Source organism: Gemmata sp. (genome assembly GCF_051859125.1).
In the GTDB taxonomy this organism is placed as follows: Bacteria; Planctomycetota; Planctomycetia; order Gemmatales; family Gemmataceae; genus Gemmata.
In genome coordinates, this window is sequence record NZ_JBHYGG010000242.1 from 19896 (window position 1) to 38824 (window position 18929).

9 protein-coding genes are annotated in these 18929 nt (G+C 69.5%); 7 read left to right on the top strand and 2 right to left on the bottom strand.

Annotated elements, in window-relative coordinates:
- Positions 1-281 precede the first annotated feature (281 nt).
- The 5 genes from ACTIGN_RS19885 to ACTIGN_RS19905 all read left to right on the top strand — a co-directional run bounded on the left by ACTIGN_RS19885 (position 282) and on the right by ACTIGN_RS19905 (position 5361).
- Entirely contained in the window at positions 282-1742 is a 1461-nt protein-coding gene (locus ACTIGN_RS19885) for a hypothetical protein (protein ID WP_439627012.1), read from the top strand.
- Positions 1739-3055, top strand: coding sequence for a reverse transcriptase domain-containing protein (locus ACTIGN_RS19890; protein WP_439627014.1), 1317 nt, complete (start codon positions 1739-1741; stop codon positions 3053-3055). The genes ACTIGN_RS19885 and ACTIGN_RS19890 overlap by 4 nt, the downstream gene beginning before the upstream one ends.
- 195 nt (positions 3056-3250) lie before the next feature.
- On the top strand, positions 3251-4075 hold the full coding sequence (locus tag ACTIGN_RS19895; RefSeq protein ID WP_439627016.1) for a hypothetical protein: 825 nt from the start codon (positions 3251-3253) through the stop codon (positions 4073-4075).
- Between the two features lie 270 nt (positions 4076-4345).
- Positions 4346-4750 (top strand): hypothetical protein, encoded by a 405-nt coding sequence (locus ACTIGN_RS19900; protein ID WP_439627018.1) that lies wholly within the window; start codon positions 4346-4348, stop codon positions 4748-4750.
- Positions 4711-5361, top strand: a complete 651-nt coding sequence (locus tag ACTIGN_RS19905; protein ID WP_439627020.1) for a hypothetical protein — start codon at positions 4711-4713, stop codon at positions 5359-5361. The genes ACTIGN_RS19900 and ACTIGN_RS19905 overlap by 40 nt, the downstream gene beginning before the upstream one ends.
- Positions 5362-6006: 645 nt before the next feature.
- On the opposite strand, the gene ACTIGN_RS19910 is transcribed toward ACTIGN_RS19905, so the two are convergent.
- Both ACTIGN_RS19910 and ACTIGN_RS19915 read right to left on the bottom strand, forming a co-directional pair.
- Positions 6007-8463 carry a hybrid sensor histidine kinase/response regulator gene (locus tag ACTIGN_RS19910; RefSeq protein WP_439627022.1) on the bottom strand — a complete coding sequence of 819 codons (2457 nt, stop codon included), beginning with the start codon at positions 8461-8463 and terminating at the stop codon, positions 6007-6009.
- 186 nt (positions 8464-8649) lie between these two features.
- Complete coding sequence (locus ACTIGN_RS19915) at positions 8650-16047, bottom strand: HAMP domain-containing protein (RefSeq protein WP_439627024.1); 7398 nt, start codon at positions 16045-16047, stop codon at positions 8650-8652.
- A gap of 931 nt (positions 16048-16978) precedes the next feature.
- Between ACTIGN_RS19915 and ACTIGN_RS19920 the strand changes: the two genes are divergently transcribed.
- Together ACTIGN_RS19920 and ACTIGN_RS19925 are read left to right on the top strand one after the other, a co-directional pair.
- Positions 16979-17413: a hypothetical protein gene (locus tag ACTIGN_RS19920; RefSeq protein WP_439627026.1), complete on the top strand. Its 435-nt coding sequence runs from the start codon at positions 16979-16981 to the stop codon at positions 17411-17413.
- Complete coding sequence (locus ACTIGN_RS19925; protein ID WP_439627028.1) at positions 17410-18927, top strand: RAD55 family ATPase; 1518 nt, start codon at positions 17410-17412, stop codon at positions 18925-18927. Before ACTIGN_RS19920 ends, ACTIGN_RS19925 begins: the two co-directional genes overlap by 4 nt.
- The last annotated feature ends 2 nt before the right edge of the window (positions 18928-18929 follow it).

An 18929-nucleotide genomic window follows, 5' to 3' on the forward strand; every position in this document is an offset into this window, starting at 1 on the left:
ATGATCACGCTACCACCGCCATCCAAACGAGAGCGAGCGTTCCAGCGTTCCGAAACACGGCCTCTGCGAAGGTGGCCAGGCACCGCCCCAAGTTGGTTGGGCGGGACTGAGTACGGAACGCTGGAACGCTCGCGGCAGGTTCGCGGCCGTGTTCCCATGGCTGGCGACGGGCTGGCGGCGTGGCCCGACCGCCCCGCCGGGGCGGACACGCCGCCGCGTCAGTTGCGAGGGTTCGTGTGGGAGTTGCAAAGAAGTCAATGGAGCCACAGGCGGGGCGTGTGGTGCTCCAGCGAGACGGGCAGTACGTCTCACTGGAGCCGGTCGAGGGACTGGCTGAAGATTTCTTAACCGTTCGGCATGTACCCGACCCGGACGGCGGGCGGGTGCTGGCGGTGCCCCACCCGCTCGTGTGGACGCAAGACGTCCGCCGCGGACGCCGCCTACTCCAGACCTTCGCGGGACTGGAGCCGCTTCTTGCTGACTGGCTCGAACGCCGGGGGCATCAGGTGGAGTTGACAGGGGACCGCCCGCCGGCATGGCCCGCACCCGACTCCGGTCGGCTGGCCGACTACGAAGGCCCCCTCGACGCGCACCTGCTCGACTTCGTCAGCGGCCGGGATCGCGGGCTGGTGCGCCACGGCCCGGCCGTCGATCCCGCCCGGCTGGTCGCGCAGGTCGCCCTCGGCTGGCGGCGGGCACGTGTCCTGGTGATGGCCACCCGGCGGCGGGACGCGAAGGACTTCCGGGACCGCCTGCTCGCGTTTCTCCCCAACGTGTCCCTGTTCGCGGGCACCGCCCCGGTGATGGCGGGCCGCGTGACGGTCGCAACGGCGGGCTATGCGCGAGCCGGGGCGATCGGGATCGAATCCAGGACCGTGCTCGTGGCCCTTGACCCGGCCGAGTTGTTCCCCACCGGGGAGCTGGCCAGTCCTGTGGACGCCTTGCGCCAGGCCCGGCGGGCACGCCTGTACGGGATCATGCCCGTCGGTCACGAACTGCCGCCGTACACCCGGTCGCTCGCCACGGCCCTCTTCGGCACCGACGAAGTTGTCGTCCCCCGCCACGGCCACGTCGTCCGGCGGATCGAGGCCGCGTTCGTCCGCGTCGAGGGCGGGCCGCGGGTACAGGACGACGACCCGGTTCGCCTCATGCGCTCCGGCGTCTGGCAGCACCCGGTCCGCAACCGGCGGATGGCTCGACTCGCCGGCCTGCTCGCCGCGGGCCGGTCCGCAGAGGTACGGGAACAACTCCCGCAACTAGCCGATGTTCGTCTTCGACGGCACGGAGGCCGCGTCGTACTGCTGGCGGCCAACGTCGAACACGCCCTCGCCCTGGCCGACTACCTGTCGGACGCGCCGATTGCGTGCGGAAGCGACCTGTTTCGGGCGGGCCTGAAGCCCGAACAGAAACTGACGCTGACGCGGAGCGGGTGCGCCGACGACGCCGAGCTGGTGATCGCCACTCCCGCCGGGCTGCCGACCGTCGGGCTGATCGACGTCCTCGTGCGGGCCGACGCCGGCCGCGGGCTGCCGCCGGTCCCGGACGACCACCTCGTCGTCCCGCACGGGACGGAAAACCGCCTCCTGGTCATCGACACCGCGGACCGCCACCACCCGGCACTCCGCACCGCCGCCGGGAACCGGAAGGCAGCGTACCGGGCGTCCGGGTGGAGCATTGTCGGCGAACCTGCGTTGTCGCCGCTGGACCGCTTCCTGGCCGAGCGGCCGGAGGTGCGGGCATGATGAGCGACTTCTGGAACCGCCGCCGCAGGCCGGCGAAGACGCCCGAAGACCACTACCGCGAGCGGCGGGCACGGCGGCGGCGGCAACTCACCGTGGACTCCGTGTTCCCGGTCACGGTCGCGATGATCGCCGACCGCGACAACCTGTACCACTGCTACCGAGAGCTTCGCCGCGAGGGCGGACAGGCTCCGGGCATCGACGGGCTGTGCTACCCGGACCTGAGCCCCGGCGAGACCGGCGAGTTGCTCGCGGACCTGTCGCGGCGGGTGATGACGTTCTCGTACCGGCCGCAGCCCGCCCGGCTGGTCGAGATCCCCAAGCCCGGCACCACCCGAACGAGGACGCTGTCGATCCCGGTGCTCCTGGACCGCGTCCTGGCCAGGGCCGCGTACGAGGCACTGTCGCCGTTCTGGGAGGACATCTTCCTGGACTGCTCGTGGGGGTTCCGGCATGGGCGGAACGCCTGGGGCATGCTGCTGGCGGTCGAGGAGGTGATGGAACTGACCGGGTTCTCGGTGCTGGCGATCGACGATGTAAAAAGTGCTTTTGAGAAAACGCCGCTCGACCCGGTCCTGGACTGCCACCTCCGGCTCCTGGACCGGATCGGGACGAACGCCCCGCCGGTCACCGGCCGGACCCAGGTGACGCGGCGGGACGAGAAGAAGAAGGTGCTGTGGCTCGTGAGGACGGTACTGGCCGGCGACGACCCCTCCCGCACCCGCGGGATGCCGCAGGGGAACAACTACTCCCCGACCGGACTCAACGGCCTTTTTCACGACTACCTCGACGTGCCCGCTGCGGGTACACTGAAGCATCCACTCTGGAACAGGTACGCGGACAACGTCTGCCGCCTGTGCCGGAGTGTGGCCGAGGGCGAACAGGCCCTCGCCGCGATCCGCCAGCACCTCGCCCCGCTGGGCATGTCCCTGAAGGGCGAGGACGGCGTGTTCGACCTGAAGAACGGGGACGAGGCCCAACTCCTGGGCTTCACCCTCTCACTCGGGGAGAAGAAGTTGACCCACGGCCTCGGCAAGAGGGCACGGGGTCAACTGCGGCGGGGTCTGGAAAGGGCGCACGAGACCGGCCACCCGGACCAGACCGCCAGGCGGGCACTGGAAGGGTGGATCACCTCGTGCGGCCCGGCCTTCGAGACCGGCGAGGCCGACGTCGCGACGATCCTGTCCGACGCCGCCGAGTACGGCTTCCGGGAGCTTGCCACCCCACAGGAAGTCCGGCGGCTCGCACAGGAAGCACGCGACGCCTGGATCGGGTTCCGTAAACGGGGCCGGGTCCAGTCACGTCCGTCGGGGTAACACCCGTGGGGCGTGCGGCACAGCCGCCGCTACCGGCCGGTTCTGCCCACGCAGAGCCGAGGCCGGAGTGCCGGGATGACCGGCACCCCGGCTACTTTTTCACGCCCCAGTTGCGCGGCCCCTCCATCTCGAAGAACACCTACCCCGGCTCACGATTCACCGGGAGCAGCCGAGTGACCTCGGCCGGGGGTGCGGATGGCGGGTCAGCAACTCCACGAGTACAGCCTCGACCTGTGCGATTACGTCCTCGGCCAGTTCCGGCCCCACCTTCGTGCGCTCCCCGAACGGCCCCGGCCGCCGCTCCCGAAACTCGACTACGGCGGGTTTCAAGGCCTCACCCTCGCCGAGTGGCTGGGGCGGGGAGTTGCGTCGCTACCCGGCCCGCTCGCCGATCACGTGTGGGCGGGGGTGACCGGCGACAAGATCCTGTTACCCCTCAACGACCGTGAACTCTTCGCCCTGGCGAGCGTCGTCGATGACCCGCCGATCCGCTGCGAGGACGATGCCCGCTGGGAACCGTTCCCCGGACTCCACCGACGAGCCGTCGAGTACGTGTGCGACATCCGGTCGAGGTTGACCGAGTACCACGTCGAGGAGTGGGCCAGGGACTCCGCAACGTTCAGCGACCGTCTGTGCGAGGAGGGGCTGTCACTCGCCGACGGCGTGGCCACCGTCCACGAGTGGCTGTGGTGCGTCCGCCGTCTGCTCCAGGCCATGGGTGCGGCGCAGTACCTGCCCGCCCCGATCGGGTTCCACCCCACCCCGACGATCCCCGTGGCCGCTGCGGCCCCGCCGAGCGACCTGGACATCACCGAGGAACGGTTCGCGGAAGTCCTCGGAGACCTTCGGAAGGCGATCAGCGACTTACCCGAAGGGAGGACAGCGATCCCCGATGTCGTCGTCAAACAGGCGATGGTTCAAAGGACGATCGGGCGGCTCGTACTGCGCTGGCTGGAAGCCCGCGGCGAGTACAGCGGCTTCACCCGAAAGAAGCCGGCCCGCTATCGCCGCAGCGAGTGACCCATCTTTCCATTCAACTCGACCCAGCGTTCCCATTTAGGGAACGCTGGAACGCTCGCCGTCCCCACTTCCGCACGAGTACGCTGACCAATGTGGCGGTTTCCCTGCCACGGTACGACGAATCCCGATTCGATGCCCGCGAAGCAGGGGGGAGCGCACCGCGATGATCAGCAAGTGCTCCCTGGTAGACGAGTGAGATGAGATGAACACGTGCAACCAGCTACTCAGGACGCGAACGAACGAGTCGGAGAAAGACGTGGCGGTCGTCGGATGACACAAGGCGAACTCCTGGGCGGCCACGCCCACGAGACTGCGAGCGGGAAGACGGTGTACGTCTGGCGGCGGGGCGAGCGCTACCTCGCCAGGGGACGCTGGAACGGCCGGTACTTCGGGGAGACACTCGGCAACGACACGGCGACCGCCGCTCGGAACCTGCGCCGGCTCCTGAACGCCGTCGAGGACGGCGCGTACCGGCCGCCGAGCGAAGCACGGGCGAGGCAACTCTCGGACTCGCCCGTGCCGAGGCTCACCTTCCGCCAACTCGCTGATGAGTTCCTGACGGCCAAGCGGAAGCAGGTCGGGGTGCAGACCGCCGCGGACTGCCGGTGGAGGTGCGGGCCAGGCTCGTGGGGCGGATGGACTGCTGGCAGCTCTGCACCCTCGCCCCCTCTCTGATCCTTCCCATGCGGCCCGACGAGGCGGTCGGACTGCTCATCCAAGACGTCGACTTCGATCACCAGGAGTTGCTGTTCGGGGTGAACCTGGGGGACGTCAACTTCACCAAGAAGAAGGTGTCGTTCCGGCTGCCGTTCCCGGACGAGTTGCGTCCGATCCTCATCACGGCGATCGGCGATCGTGGGGGCGGGCCGCTGCTGCGGAGCCGCCGTGTGTTCGACACCGACGCGCAGGGCGTCGCCTCACTGGAGGAGTTGAAGACCCTGTTCGACGAGCGGCTGCTTGCCGCGAAGTCCGGCGTCGTGCAGACCGACCACGCCCGGAAGTTACATTTCCGCCGCCTGCTCCGGGAGCTGGGAGGGGCCTCGGAGGACGCCATGAACTGGGAGTTCAAGTCGCTCCTGGCCGCGGCGGGGATCAGTAACGGGGCGACGCTGTACACGCTCCGGTCGTCGGTGACGACGTCCATGAGCACCGGGGCGAAGCTCGCCCACCTGGAGCTGACGTACCTGACGTCGCACAGCACGAAGGACATCCTGAACCGCTACACGAGCCTCGACGTCCACGGGGAGATGCGGCGGTACTTCGACCACATCCGCCCGCTGCTCTAAGCGGTGAAGGCGAGGTGGGAGACGCTACGTGATGTCCCGGGCTGAGTTCGACGACATGGTTTCGCGGCACCCGTGAGGAGGCGGGTGCCGTCGCTGTTGGAGGACCCTTCTCCGCGTTTACGCGGTGCACAGTTGGTGCACGTTTGGTGCACACGGAACCCGTTATGGCCCCTACAATGGCCCTCGAGCCGGGCTCGTAGCTCGGTCGATAGGATGCTGCGAACGCCTTGTTTTTCCAGTGGATCAGTGCGATCAGGCGGTAGTCATCGGGTGGGGCAAAAAGTGGGGTTGGGAGATTCCCGCCCTCTCCGCTGAGTTGGCGACGGGACACTCGGAAGCCCCTGGGAAACCAGGGGCTTCTCATTCTTCACGGCGGTGGGGCTTCGCGACGCCTCGGGGCGAGCCGAAGCCGAGGCCCGGTAGGCGACCGCCCCGGCGACCGCCCCGACCACACCACGCGACGACCTCGCGGGCCACGCCACGAACTCACTGGTCCCACTTCGCGCGCGACCCTCACCACTCGTAGGGATTTGTCGGGCACCGTTGGAGGTGGCACGCGAGCGCACGGCCGCGGGCGGGAGTGGCCGCCCACGACGCCAACCGTCGCTCCGGCCAACGGGCGGGCGCACGCCCGAGCGCGCCCCGTTACGCCCTCACGCCGTTCAACCCGGACAGCATCGTCATCAAGGTTTGCGGGTCCACCGGCTTCACCATGTGGTGGTCGAACCCCGCCTCCTGCGACTTCCGCCGGTCCTCGTGCTGGGCCCACCCCGTCACGGCGATGAGGACCACGTTCCTCCCGAACCCCTGCGCCCGGATCTGGCGGCAGGCTTCGTACCCGTTCAGCTTCGGCATGCCGATGTCGCACAGGACCACGTCGGGCTGGAACTCCGCGGCGGCCGCGACCGCCGCCTCGCCGTCGAACACCGTGTGGACGCTGTTGCCCATCATCCTGAGAAGGACCGCCAGACTCGTGGCGGCGTCCCGGTTGTCGTCGGCCACCAGGATGCGGAGGGCGGAGGTCGGCATGGCGTCGACCGGGTCCGCCCCGCGGAGGGGGGCCTGGTCCGGGACGATCGGCAGGCGGACGGTGAACACGCTGCCCTTGCCCACCCCCTCGCTCCTGGCCTCGACCGACCCGCCGTGCAACTCGACCAACCGCCTCACCAGGCACAGGCCGATGCCGAGGCCCCCCTGCGACCGGGACAACGCGCCCTCGACCTGGGAGAACATCTCGAAGATGGTCGGGAGCTTGTCGGCCGGGATGCCGATGCCCGTGTCCCGGACCGACACCACCATGTCGCTGCCCTGCCGCTCCGCCCGCAGGTCGATCCGCCCGCCCCGCTCCGTGTACTTGGCGGCGTTGTTGAGCAGGTTCAGGAACACCTGGGCCAGCCGGGTCAGGTCGGCCTCGAGGACCACGGGCTCGGTCGGCAGCGTGGCCGCGAGTTCGTGGCCCATCTGGTCGATCAGGGGGCGGCTCGCCTCGACCGCCCCCTGCACCACCTTCGCGAACTCGACGCGCTCCCGCTTGAGTTCGAGTTTGCCCTGGTTGATCCGGCACACGTCCATCAGGTCGTCGATGAGCCGGGCCATCTGCCGGATCTGCCGGTCGATGACGTCCCTGGCCCACCGCACCTCCTGGGTCGGCGGCCCCTTGACGTGGAGGACGTGCGCGGCGTTCCGCATCGGTGCGAGCGGGTTGCGGAGCTCGTGGGCCAGGGTCGCCAGGAACTCGTCCTTGCGCCGGTCGGCGTCCTGCAGGACCGCCTCGACGCGCTTCCGCTCGGTCAGGTCGGTGTGGAACCCGATGCACCCCCGGACGGTGCCGGCGGCGTCGAACAGGGGGACCGAGCTCTCGCTCAGGACGCGGGTCGTCCCGTCCGCGAACACCACGTGCAGCTCCTCGTCGATCACCGGCCGGCCGCTGGCGACGGACCGCCGCATCGGGAGGTCCTGGGGCGGCACCTCCGCGCCCTGCCGCAGCACCCGGAACGGGGGCCGCTCGCCCGCCCCCAGCCCCGCGGACGGGTCGGACCCCTCGGGCATCCGGAGCAGCGCGCGGAGGGCGGGGTTGGCCCAGACGGTGCGGCACTCCGGGTCCCCGGCGACGGCGATCCCGACCGGGCTCACCTCGAGGATCGTCTGCAGCTCGCGGACGCGGTGCTCGAGCCGGCGGTTGAGGTCGGCGACCCCCTCCTCGGCCCGCTTCCGCTGGGTGATCTCGATCGACGTGCCGATGATCTGCCGCACGCCCCCCGCCGCGTTGCGGGCGAAGACGGCGTCCCGGCTGTGGAACCAGTGCCACTCGCCCGCCCGGTCGCGCAGCCGGTGTTCGAAGTCCACGACCGCGCCGTCCGCGAGGGTGCCCACGACCCGCAGGTGCTCCTCGAACCGCGGCACGTCGTCGGGGTGCATCAGGGCCGGCAGGGCCCCGGACCCGGCCGCCTGCACCTCGGCCGCACTGTACCCCAGCACGGCCGCGACCGAGCGGTTGACGAAGACGCTGCGGCGCTCCTCCACGTCGAAGATGTGGATCACGCCCGGCGTCACCTCGGTGACGCGCTGGAGGAAGTGCTCGCTCTCCCGCAGGGCCCGGGTCCGTTCCTCCACGCGCTGCTCGAGCGTCTCGTTCAACTCGCGCAGGCGCTCCTCGGCCCGGCGCCGCTCGGCCACCTCGGCGAGCAGGGCGCGGTTGGCCGCGACGGCCTCGCGGTTCTTCCGGTGCAGCTCGGCGAAGACGGCGACCTTCGAGCGGAGCACGGCCGCGTTCACCGGCTTGTGGAGGTAGTCCACGGCGCCGGCCTCGTAGCCCTCCAGGACGTGCTGGTCCTCGTTGTGGTACGCGGTCAGAAAGATGATGGGCACGCGGGCGGTCTTCTTGCGGTCCTTGATCATCTGGGCCAGCTCGAAGCCGCTCATGCCGGGCATCCGGATGTCCAGGATGAGGAGGGCGAACTCCTCGGCGACGAGCGCGAGCAGCGCCTGGTCCGCCGACCCGGCCCGGACCAGGCGGTAGCCCGGGTCGCTCAGGACGGTTTCGAGGACGATGAGGTTCTTCGCCTCGTCGTCGACGATCAGAATGTTAATCGGTTGATTCATGAATGCGGCGCGGTGGTGCCAGGGTCGTCGCGGCGGAACGGCGGCGGTCAGCTCCCGGTAGGCAGTGTACGGCCCCCGGGGCCCGGGTTCGTAGGGATCTTCAGGAGCCCGGGGCCCTCCCCCCGCGGGGCCGCGGCCTTTCACCGGTGCGGTTCGGCGAGGGCCGCCCCCGGCCCCGGCCCGGCGTCACCGGAACAGCCACACCCGCATCAGGGACAGGAGCTGGGAGGTGTTCACCGGCTTGGCGATGTAGTCGCTGGCGCCGGCGTCGAGGCACTTCTCGCGGTCCCCCTTCATCGCCTTCGCGGTGAGGGCGAGGATCGGGAGCGTGCTGAACTCGGGCGCCTTGCGGATCTCCCGCATCGTCTCGTACCCGTCCATCTCGGGCATCATGATGTCCATCAGCACCATGCTCAGGTCGGGGGTGCTCTTGAGGAGGTCGATGGCCTGGCGGCCGTTGGTCGCGCTGACCACCTCCACCTCCTGGTTCTCGAGCAGGGAGGTCAGGGCGAAGATGTTGCGGGCGTCGTCGTCGACCACGAGCACCTTGCGGCCCCGCAGGACCTCCTTGGAGCTGTGCAGCTGCTCGAGCATCCGCTGCTTCTCCGGCGGCAGGTCGGTGACGACCCGGTGGAGGAACAGGGCGGTCTCGTCGAGCAGCCGCTCGGGCGACCGGACGTCCTTGAGGACGATGCTCTTGGCCAGCGCCTTGAGCTGCGTCTTCTCGTCCGCGGCCAGGTCCTTGCCGGTGTAGACGACGACCGGCACGTCGGCCAGGGCGGGCTCGGCGTGCATCCGCTCGAGCAGCTCGAACCCCGTCATGTCGGGCAGCCGCAGGTCCAGCACCATGCAGTCGACGGGCCCCGTGAGGAGCACCCCCAGGGCCTCCGCGCCGGTGGCCGCGGTGACCACCTCGATGTCCGTGTGGCCGAGCAGCTCGACGATCGCCCGCCGCTCGATGTCGTGGTCCTCGACGACCAGGAGCCGCTTGGCGCGGGGCGCGGTGAAGTCCTTGATGCGGTCGAACGCCGCCTCCAGGCCCTTGGTGGTCGGCGCCTTGACCAGGTAGGCGAACGCCCCGTGCGCGAGGCCGTGCTGCCGCTCCTCCTCGAGGGTCACGATCTGGACCGGGATGTGCCGCGTGGCCGGGTCGAGCTTGAGCTGGTTGAGCACCGTCCAGCCGAGCATGTCCGGGAGGAAGATGTCGAGCGAGACGGCCGCGGGGTGGTACTGGCGGGCGAGGGACAGGCCCGCGGCCCCCTTGGCGGCCACGAGCCCCTTGAACCCCTTGTCCCGCGCGAGGCCCAGGAGGATGCGGGCGTAGTGCGGGTCGTCCTCGATGACGAGCAGGACCGGGTCGCCGTCCTTGATCGTGTTGCGGTCGTCCTCGACGTGCTCCTCGCGCGCGACGGGCAGGACGGTGAGTTCGCGGGGGGCCGCGGCCCCGCTGGTCGCCGCGGGCGCCGCCCCGTTGGGGCCGGCGTAGTGGACCGGCAGGTAGAGGGTGAACACGCTGCCCTGCCCGTGGACGCTGACGAGCTTGATCTCGCCGCCCAGCAGCACGGCCAGTTCGCGGCTGATGGCCAGGCCCAGGCCGGTGCCGCCGTACTTGCGGGCGGTCCCGGCGTCGGCCTGCTGGAACGCCTCGAAGATGAGCCGCTGCTTCTCCGGCGCGATGCCGATGCCGGTGTCCTCGACGGCGAACGCGACGACCTGGGCGGCCTTGCCCAGCACCGGGTGGTCCGGGGTCCACCCCTGCGTGGCGAGCGCGACCCGCACGTCGACGTGGCCCTGCGCGGTGAACTTGACGGCGTTGGACAGCAGGTTCTTGAGGATCTGCTGGAGCCGCTTCGGGTCGCTGTCCATGTACGGCGGCAGGTTGTCCGCGAACTGCACGCGGAACGGCAGGTTCTTCGCCTCGGCGACGTGCCGGAAGTTGCGGTCGATGTTGTCGCGGAGTCCGGCGAACGAGATCTCCTCGACCTCGACGGTCACCGTGCCGGACTCGATCTTCGAGAGGTCCAGGATGTCGTTGATGAGGTGCAGCAGGTCGGACCCGGACGAGTTGACGTTCCGGGAGAACTCGATCTGCTTGGGGGTGAGGTTGCCCGTCGAGTTCTCGGCGAGCTGCTGGCTGAGGATGAGGATGGAGTTGAGCGGGGTCCGCAGCTCGTGGCTCATGTTCGCCAGGAACTCGGACTTGTACTTCGAGGTGAGCGCCAGCTCGGCCGCCTTCTCCTCGAGCGCGTGGCGGGCCTGCTCGACCTCGGCGTTCTTCCGCTCGACCTCGGCGTTCTGCTCGGCGAGGAGCCGCGCCTTGGTGCCCAGCTCCTCGTTGGTGTTCTGGAGCTCGCTCTGCCGGGACTGCAACTCGGCCGTGAGCTGCTGGGACTGGGTGAGCAGCCCCTCCGTCCGCATCGTCGCCTCGATGGTGTTGAGCACGACGCCGATGGACTGTGTGAGCTGGTCGAGGAACGTCAGGTTGACCTCGGTGAACCCGTGGAACGCGGCCAGCTCGATCACCGCCTTGGCCTCCCCCTCGAAGAGCACGGGGAGTACGACGACGCTGACCCGGCTGGCCCGGCCGAGGCTCGACGAGATGGTGACGAAGTCCGGCGGCACGTCCGTCAGCAGGATCCGCTTCTTCTCGACCGCGCACTGGCCGACGAGCCCCTCGCCGAGGCGGATGGTCTCGCTGAGCCGGCCGCCGCCCCCGTGCGCGTAACTCGACAGGAGCCGCAACTGGGCCCCCTCCTCGGTGCCGCTCAGGTGGTAGATGGTGCCCTGCTGCGCCCGGACCAGCGGGGCCAGCTCGGTGAGGAGCATCTGGCCCACGGTGTTCAGCTCGCGCTGGCCCTGGAGCATGCCGGTGAACTTGGCCAGGTTCGTCTTGAGCCAGTCCTGCTCGCGGTTGCTCTCGGTCGTCTCCCGCAGGTTGGAGATCATCGTGTTGATGTTGTCCTTCAGCTCGGCCACCTCGCCCTTCGCGTCGACCTGGATGGAGCGGGTCAGGTCCCCCTTGGTGACGGCCGTGGCGACCTCGGCGATGGCCCGCACCTGGGTCGTGAGGTTGGCGGCGAGGAGGTTCACGTTGCCGGTGAGGTCCTTCCACGTTCCGGCGGCACCGGGGACGTTGGCCTGGCCCCCGAGCCGCCCGTCCACGCCGACCTCGCGGGCCACGTTGGTCACCTGGTCGGCGAACGTCGCCAGCGTGTCGGTCATGTTGTTGATGGTGTCGGCGAGGGCGGCGACCTCGCCCTTGGCCTGCACCGCGAGCCGCTGGGTCAGGTTCCCGTTGGCCACGGCGGTGACGACCCGCACGATGCCGCGGACCTGCTCGGTGAGGTTCGAGGCCATGAAGTTCACGTTGTCGGTGAGGTCCTTCCACGTGCCGCCCACGCCGGAGACCTGGGCCTGGCCGCCGAGCTTGCCCTCGGTGCCCACCTCGCGGGCCACGCGGGTCACCTCGCCGGCGAAGCTGTTGAGCTGGTCGACCATCGTGTTGATCGTGTTCTTCAGCTCGAGGATCTCGCCCTTCACGTCGACGGTGATCTTGCGGTTGAGGTCGCCGCGGGCCACGGCGGTGGTCACGGTCGCGATGTTGCGGACCTGGGCCGTGAGGTTGGTCGCCATCGCGTTGACCGAGTCGGTCAGGTCCTTCCACGTGCCCGCGACGCCCGGCACCACGGCCTGCACCCCCAGCCGCCCTTCGGTGCCGACCTCGCGGGCCACGCGGGTGACTTCCGACGCGAACGACCGGAGTTGCTCCACCATCGTGTTGATGGTCTCCTTGAGCTGCAGGATCTCGCCCCGCACGTCGACGGTGATCTTCTTGGACAGGTCGCCGCTGGCCACGGCGATCGTCACCTCGGCGATGTTGCGGACCTGGCCCGTGAGGTTGGACGCCATCGAGTTGACGTTGTCGGTGAGGTCCTTCCACGTGCCGGCCACGCCGGAGACCTGGGCCTGGCCGCCGAGCTTGCCCTCGGTGCCGACCTCGCGGGCGACGCGGGTGACCTCCGACGCGAACGCCGAGAGCTGGTCGACCATGGTGTTCATGGTCTCCTTGAGCTGGAGGATCTCGCCCTTCACGTCGACGGTGATCTTGCGGTTGAGGTCCCCCTTGGCGATGGCGGTGGCGACGTCGGCGATGTTGCGGACCTGGCCCGTGAGGTTCGAGGCCATCGAGTTGACGTTGTCGGTGAGGTCCTTCCACGTGCCGGCCACGCCGGGCACCTGGGCCTGCCCCCCGAGCTTGCCGTCGGTCCCGACCTCGCGGGCCACCCGGCTCACCTCCGCCGCGAACGAGCGGAGCTGGTCGACCATCGTGTTGATGGTCTCCTTGAGCTGGAGGATCTCGCCCTTCACGTCGACGGTGATCTTCTTGGACAGGTCGCCGCTGGCCACGGCGATCGTCACCTCGGCGATGTTGCGGACCTGGCCGGTGAGGTTGTTGGCCATGGAGTTGACGTTGTCCGTCAGGTCCTTCCAGGTGCCCGCCACGCCGGGCACCTGGGCCTGGCCGCCGAGCTTGCCGTCGGTCCCGACCTCGCGGGCCACCCGGCTCACCTCGCCGGCGAACGCACGCAACTGCTCGACCATGGTGTTCATGGTCTCCTTGAGCTGCAGGATCTCGCCCTTCACCTCGACGGTGATCTTCGAGGAGAGGTCCCCCTTGGCGATGGCGGTGGCGACGCCGGCGATGTTGCGGACCTGGCCGGTCAGGTTCGACGCCATGAAGTTGACGTTGTCGGTCAGGTCCTTCCACGTGCCGGCGACGCCGGGCACCTCGGCCTGGCCGCCGAGCTTGCCCTCGGTGCCCACCTCGCGGGCCACCCGGGTCACCTCCGACGCGAAGCTGTTGAGCTGGTCGACCATCGTGTTGATGGTGTTCTTCAGCTCCAGGATCTCGCCCTTCACCTCGACCGTGATCTTGCGGCTCAAGTCCCCGCGGGCCACGGCGGTCGTGACGTCGGCGATGTTGCGGACCTGGCCGGTCAGGTTGTTGGCCATGGAGTTGACGTTGTCCGTCAGGTCCTTCCACGTGCCCGCCACGCCGCGGACTTGGGCCTGGCCGCCGAGCTTGCCCTCGGTGCCCACCTCGCGGGCCACCCGGGTCACCTCCGACGCGAAGCTGTTGAGCTGGTCGACCATCGTGTTGATGGTGTTCTTCAGCTCCAGGATCTCGCCCTTCACCTCGACCGTGATCTTGCGGCTCAAGTCCCCGCGGGCCACGGCGGTCGTGACGTCGGCGATGTTGCGGACCTGGCCGGTCAGGTTGTTGGCCATGGAGTTGACGTTGTCCGTCAGGTCCTTCCACGTGCCCGCCACGCCGCGGACTTGGGCCTGGCCGCCGAGCTTGCCCTCGGTGCCCACCTCGCGGGCCACCCGGCTCACCTCGGACGCGAACCCGTTGAGCTGGTCGACCATCGTGTTGAGCGTGTTCTTCAGCTCGAGGATCTCGCCCTTCACGTCGACGGTGATCTTCTTCGACAGGTCGCCGTTGGCCACGGCGGTGGCGACGTCGGCGATGTTGCGGACCTGACCCGTGAGGTTCGACGCCATGGAGTTGACGTTGTCGGTCAGGTCCTTCCAGGTGCCCGCGACGCCGGGCACCTGGGCCTGGCCGCCAAGCTTGCCCTCGGTGCCGACCTCGCGGGCCACCCGGCTCACCTCGCCGGCGAAGCCGTTGAGTTGGTCCACCATCGTGTTGATCGTGTTCTTCAGCTCAAGAATTTCTCCGCGCACCGCGACGGTGATCTTCTTGGACAGGTCGCCGTTGGCCACGGCGGTGGTGACGTCGGCGATGTTGCGGACCTGGCCCGTCAGGTTGGTCGCCATCGCGTTCACGGAGTCGGTGAGGTCCTTCCACGTGCCGGCCACGCCTCGCACCTCGGCCTGGCCGCCCAGTTCGCCCTCGGTGCCGACCTCACGCGCCACGCGGGTCACCTCGGACGCGAACCCGTTGAGCTGGTCGACCATCGTGTTGATCGTGTTCTTCAGCTCGAGGATCTCGCCCTTCACGTCGACAGTGATCTTCTTGGACAGGTCGCCGTTGGCAACGGCCGTCGTCACCTCGGCGATGTTGCGGACCTGACCCGTGAGGTTGGAGGCCATGAAGTTGACGTTGTCGGTCAGGTCCTTCCACGTGCCGGCCACGCCGCGGACCTCGGCCTGGCCGCCGAGCTTGCCCTCGGTGCCGACCTCACGCGCCACGCGGGTCACCTCGGACGCGAACCCGTTCAACTGGTCGACCATCGTGTTGATGGTGTTCTTCAGCTCGAGGATCTCGCCCTTCACGTCGACGGTGATCTTGCGGCTCAGGTCGCCCTTCGCCACGGCGGTGGTCACCTCGGCGATGTTGCGAACCTGACCCGTCAGGTTTGAGGCCATCGAGTTGACCGAGTCGGTGAGGTCCTTCCACGTGCCGGCCACGCCGCCCACCTGGGCCTGGCCGCCGAGCTTGCCCTCGGTGCCGACCTCACGGGCCACCCGGGTCACCTCGGACGCGAACCCGTTCAACTGGTCGACCATCGTGTTGATGGTCTCCTTGAGTTCGAGGATCTCGCCCTTCACGTCGACGGTGATCTTGCGGCTCAGGTCGCCGCGGGCCACGGCGGTGGTCACGGTCGCGATGTTGCGGACCTGGGCCGTGAGGTTGGTCGCCATCGCGTTGACCGAGTCGGTCAGGTCCTTCCACGTGCCCGCGACGCCCGGCACCACGGCCTGCACCCCCAGCCGCCCTTCGGTGCCGACCTCGCGGGCCACGCGGGTGACTTCCGACGCGAACGACCGGAGTTGCTCCACCATCGTGTTGATGGTCTCCTTGAGCTGCAGGATCTCGCCCCGCACGTCGACGGTGATCTTCTTGGACAGGTCGCCGCTGGCCACGGCGATCGTCACCTCGGCGATGTTGCGGACCTGGCCCGTGAGGTTGGACGCCATCGAGTTGACGTTGTCGGTGAGGTCCTTCCACGTGCCGGCCACGCCGGAGACCTGGGCCTGGCCGCCGAGCTTGCCCTCGGTGCCGACCTCGCGGGCGACGCGGGTGACCTCCGACGTGAAGACCGAGAGTTGCTCGATCATCGTGTTGACGAGGTTCGCCGAGCGGAGGAACTCGCCCTGGAGCGGGCGGCCGTCGGCCTCCAGGTCCATCGACTGTCCGAGGTCGCCCTTGGCCACGGCCCCGATGGTGCGGGCGACGTCGGCCGTCGGGCGCACCAGGTCGTCGAGCAGGGTGTTCAGTGAGTCGACCTTCTCCGCCCACCCGCCGACCGCCCCCGGCACCGACATGCGCTGCTTGATCCGCCCCTCCTTGCCGACCGTCACGCTCAGCCGCGCCACCTCCCGCGCGATGCGGTCCTCGTGCCCGATGGTCTGGTTGAACGCCTCCGCGATGCGCCCGTCTGTTCCCGACCAGTCCGCCGGGAGCCGCGCGGAGAAGTCGCCGTCGCGAAACGCCGCGATCGCGGCGAGAATTTTTCGCGACCGGGCGTCGGCGGCGAGGAGCTCCGTTTTCCAATCGGCGGATGCGCTCTGGGGGGCGGGAACCGGTCGGTCGAGGAGCTGATCCGGCTGTTGCATGATTTCGCCCAATTGCGGCTGCTGACCGGGAAGGGGGCTGTTCATTCGTCTGATTGCGGGCGACCGGGCGCGGTCACGAGGGCCCGAGCAGTACCACCACCGGGCTCCAGATCGTTCGAGCCGTACGTGACTCAGCAAACGAACGTGTGGGGAGGCGAGCGAGCCGGGGCACGCGGGACCGCGACAGGTCCAACTGCAGCACCCACCGAGACAGCCCCGCCGCGGGCAACCGCTGCGGCCCGGAATCAGGAGAACGTGTGGCGGAAGTGGCCCCTGCCACTGCGACCATCGGCCTACCGCGTTTCGGCCCGTCACGCGCCGGCCGGCTCCGCCTAGTCCCGTACGGGTGCGAACGCGGTTCGTCTCGAACAGCTTACGCTACGCCGCGGGGTTTGAAAACCCACAGCAGGGGCAATGACGCTGAGAAGCCCCGGTGGTCAAGTAAGCAGGCTTACCGAACAGAACCCGGGTCGAACTCACGCGCGGGTTCCAGTGCGAGTTAGTTCCCGTCGCAAGGATCTCTAGACCACGTCCGGTGAATTGCAAGTCGCGACCCCGCTCTCCATTCGGGCACGACGCGACACGAGCACCCGTGGAAGGTCCGGCCGGGGTGAAGGGCGCGGGCACTTGCCGTTCCGGTGGGCCGCGGACTTCGCGCCGTGCTCGCGGACGCGGCCCGATCCGGTGCCCGTCCGCTCCGCCGCGTCCGCTCGGATTTTTTGTCACCTGCGGATTGTCCCGGGCGACCGCCAGCGCCGCGGGGCTTACACTATCGCGGTGCGGCCGAGGCGCCCGGCGACCGCCCCCAAGGGATGACGCCGATCGGACCGACATTTGCGAGTGAGAACGCACCGGGTCGTGGCCGCCACGACCCGGAGGAGAGTGGGAGCACCGGTCCGTCGGCCACGACCCGGCACGAGACACGCACTCGATGAGCACGCCCCCGCCCAGAACCTGGGACTTCGCCCGGCGGTTAGTCGCCCTCGAAGCGGCGCGCGGCGAACAGCCCGGGGACGGGAGTGCGGCGGTGCGGGTGTGCGAGACGTTGCGGGTGCGGCTCGCGCGGTTGGCCGGCACCGAGGGGTACCGCACCCTCCTGTCGCGGGCGGTGACGCTGGCACAGGCGGACGTCCCCTCGCTCGCCGCCGTGGTGAGGGCCGACGGCTCGCTGGGCGGCCTCGACGAAGCCGGGCACACGGGCGCGGGGGCACGCGGGGACGGGGCGGGGGTCGCGGTCGTCGCCCATTTGCTCGGCCTGCTGGTGGCCTTCATCGGCGAGCCCCTCACGCTGCGACTCGCGGGCGACGCGTGGCCCGGGGCGACCGCGACCGGACCGAACGCTGAAAGTGGGGGGGGAGGGGTATGAGTGCGGGGGACAAGGTCACGATCCGGAAGCTGCCGACCGGGGTGCCGGGCCTGGACGAGATCCTGGGCGGCGGCCTGCCCGAGTACTCGTTCAACATCATCGCCGGGGCCCCGGGGGGCGGGAAGACGACACTCGCGCACCAGATCCTGTTCGCCAACGCCACGCCCGAGCGCCCGGCCCTGTACTTCACCGTGCTCGGCGAGCCGGCCCTCAAGATGCTCCGGTACCAGCAGCAGTTCCAGTTCTTCGACCCGGCCAAGTTGTCCCACGAGGTCCGGTTCATCAACCTGAGCCGCGTCGTCCTGGACATGGACCTGGAGGCGGTACTCGCCGAGATCGTGCGGGAGGTCGAGGCGGCCAACCCGGCCGTCGTCGTGGTGGACTCGTTCCGGACGGTCGTGCGGAAGGCCGGGGGCGGCACCGGCGAGGCGGAGCTCCAGGGCTTCGTGCAGCGCCTCGCCCTGCACCTGACGGGCTGGCAGGCGACCACCTTCCTGATCGGGGAGTACACCGAGGGGGAGATCCGCAACAACCCGGTGTTCACCGTCGCCGACGGCCTGTTCTGGTTGTCCCAGCAGGTCGAGCGGAACTCGATCGTGCGGAAGCTCCAGGTCATGAAGCTCCGGGGCCAGGCGTCGGTGCCGGGGCTGCACACGTTCCGCATCACCGACGCGGGCGTGCAGGCGTTCCCCCGCACCTTCGGCCTCACCGGCCGGGCGCCGAAGCCCCGCGACCGGCGGCGGCTCTCGACCGGGGTCGCCGACCTGGACGCGATACTCGGCGGCGGGATCCCGGAGGGGGACAGCCTCCTGATCGCCGGCCCCGCGGGGTCCGGGAAGTCCGTCTTCGCCACCCAGTTCATCGCCGAGGGGCTCCGCCGCGGGGAGCCGGGGATCCTCACCATATTCGAGGAGCGGCCGGAGGAGTACGCGGCCCGGGCCGCGGCCCTCGGCATGGATTTCGCAACCCCCGAGAACGACGGCAAGCTGAGCGTCCTCTACCTGCGGCCCCTCGACCTGTCGGTCGACGAGACGATGCGGGAGGTCATCGACGCGGTGCAGCGCACCGGGGCGAAGCGGGTGGTCATCGACTCGCTGGCCGGGTTCGAACTGGCCCTGGCCCCCGGGTTCCGCGACGACTTCCGGGAGTCGCTGTACCGGATGATCGGGGCCCTCACGCGGACCGGCGTCACGATCGTGAGCACCGTCGAACTCGTCGAGAGCTTCACCGAGCTGGCGCTCAGCCCGTACGCGATCTCGTTCCTGAGCGACGACATCATCCGGCTGCGGTACGTCGAGATCGACGGCCAGCTCCGCAAGGTGCTGGTGGTCGTCAAGATGAGGGGCAGCGACCACAGCAAGGACATCCGCGAGTACGAGGTCACGTCCGGCGGGTTGCGGATCGGCGGGCGGCTGAGGGGCTACCACGGCCTCGTCACCGGGATCCCCGAACCGCTCGCCCCGGGGGCCCGGGACGGCAGCCGGGGTCCCGGTCCGGCCGCCGGAGAAGAATAGGG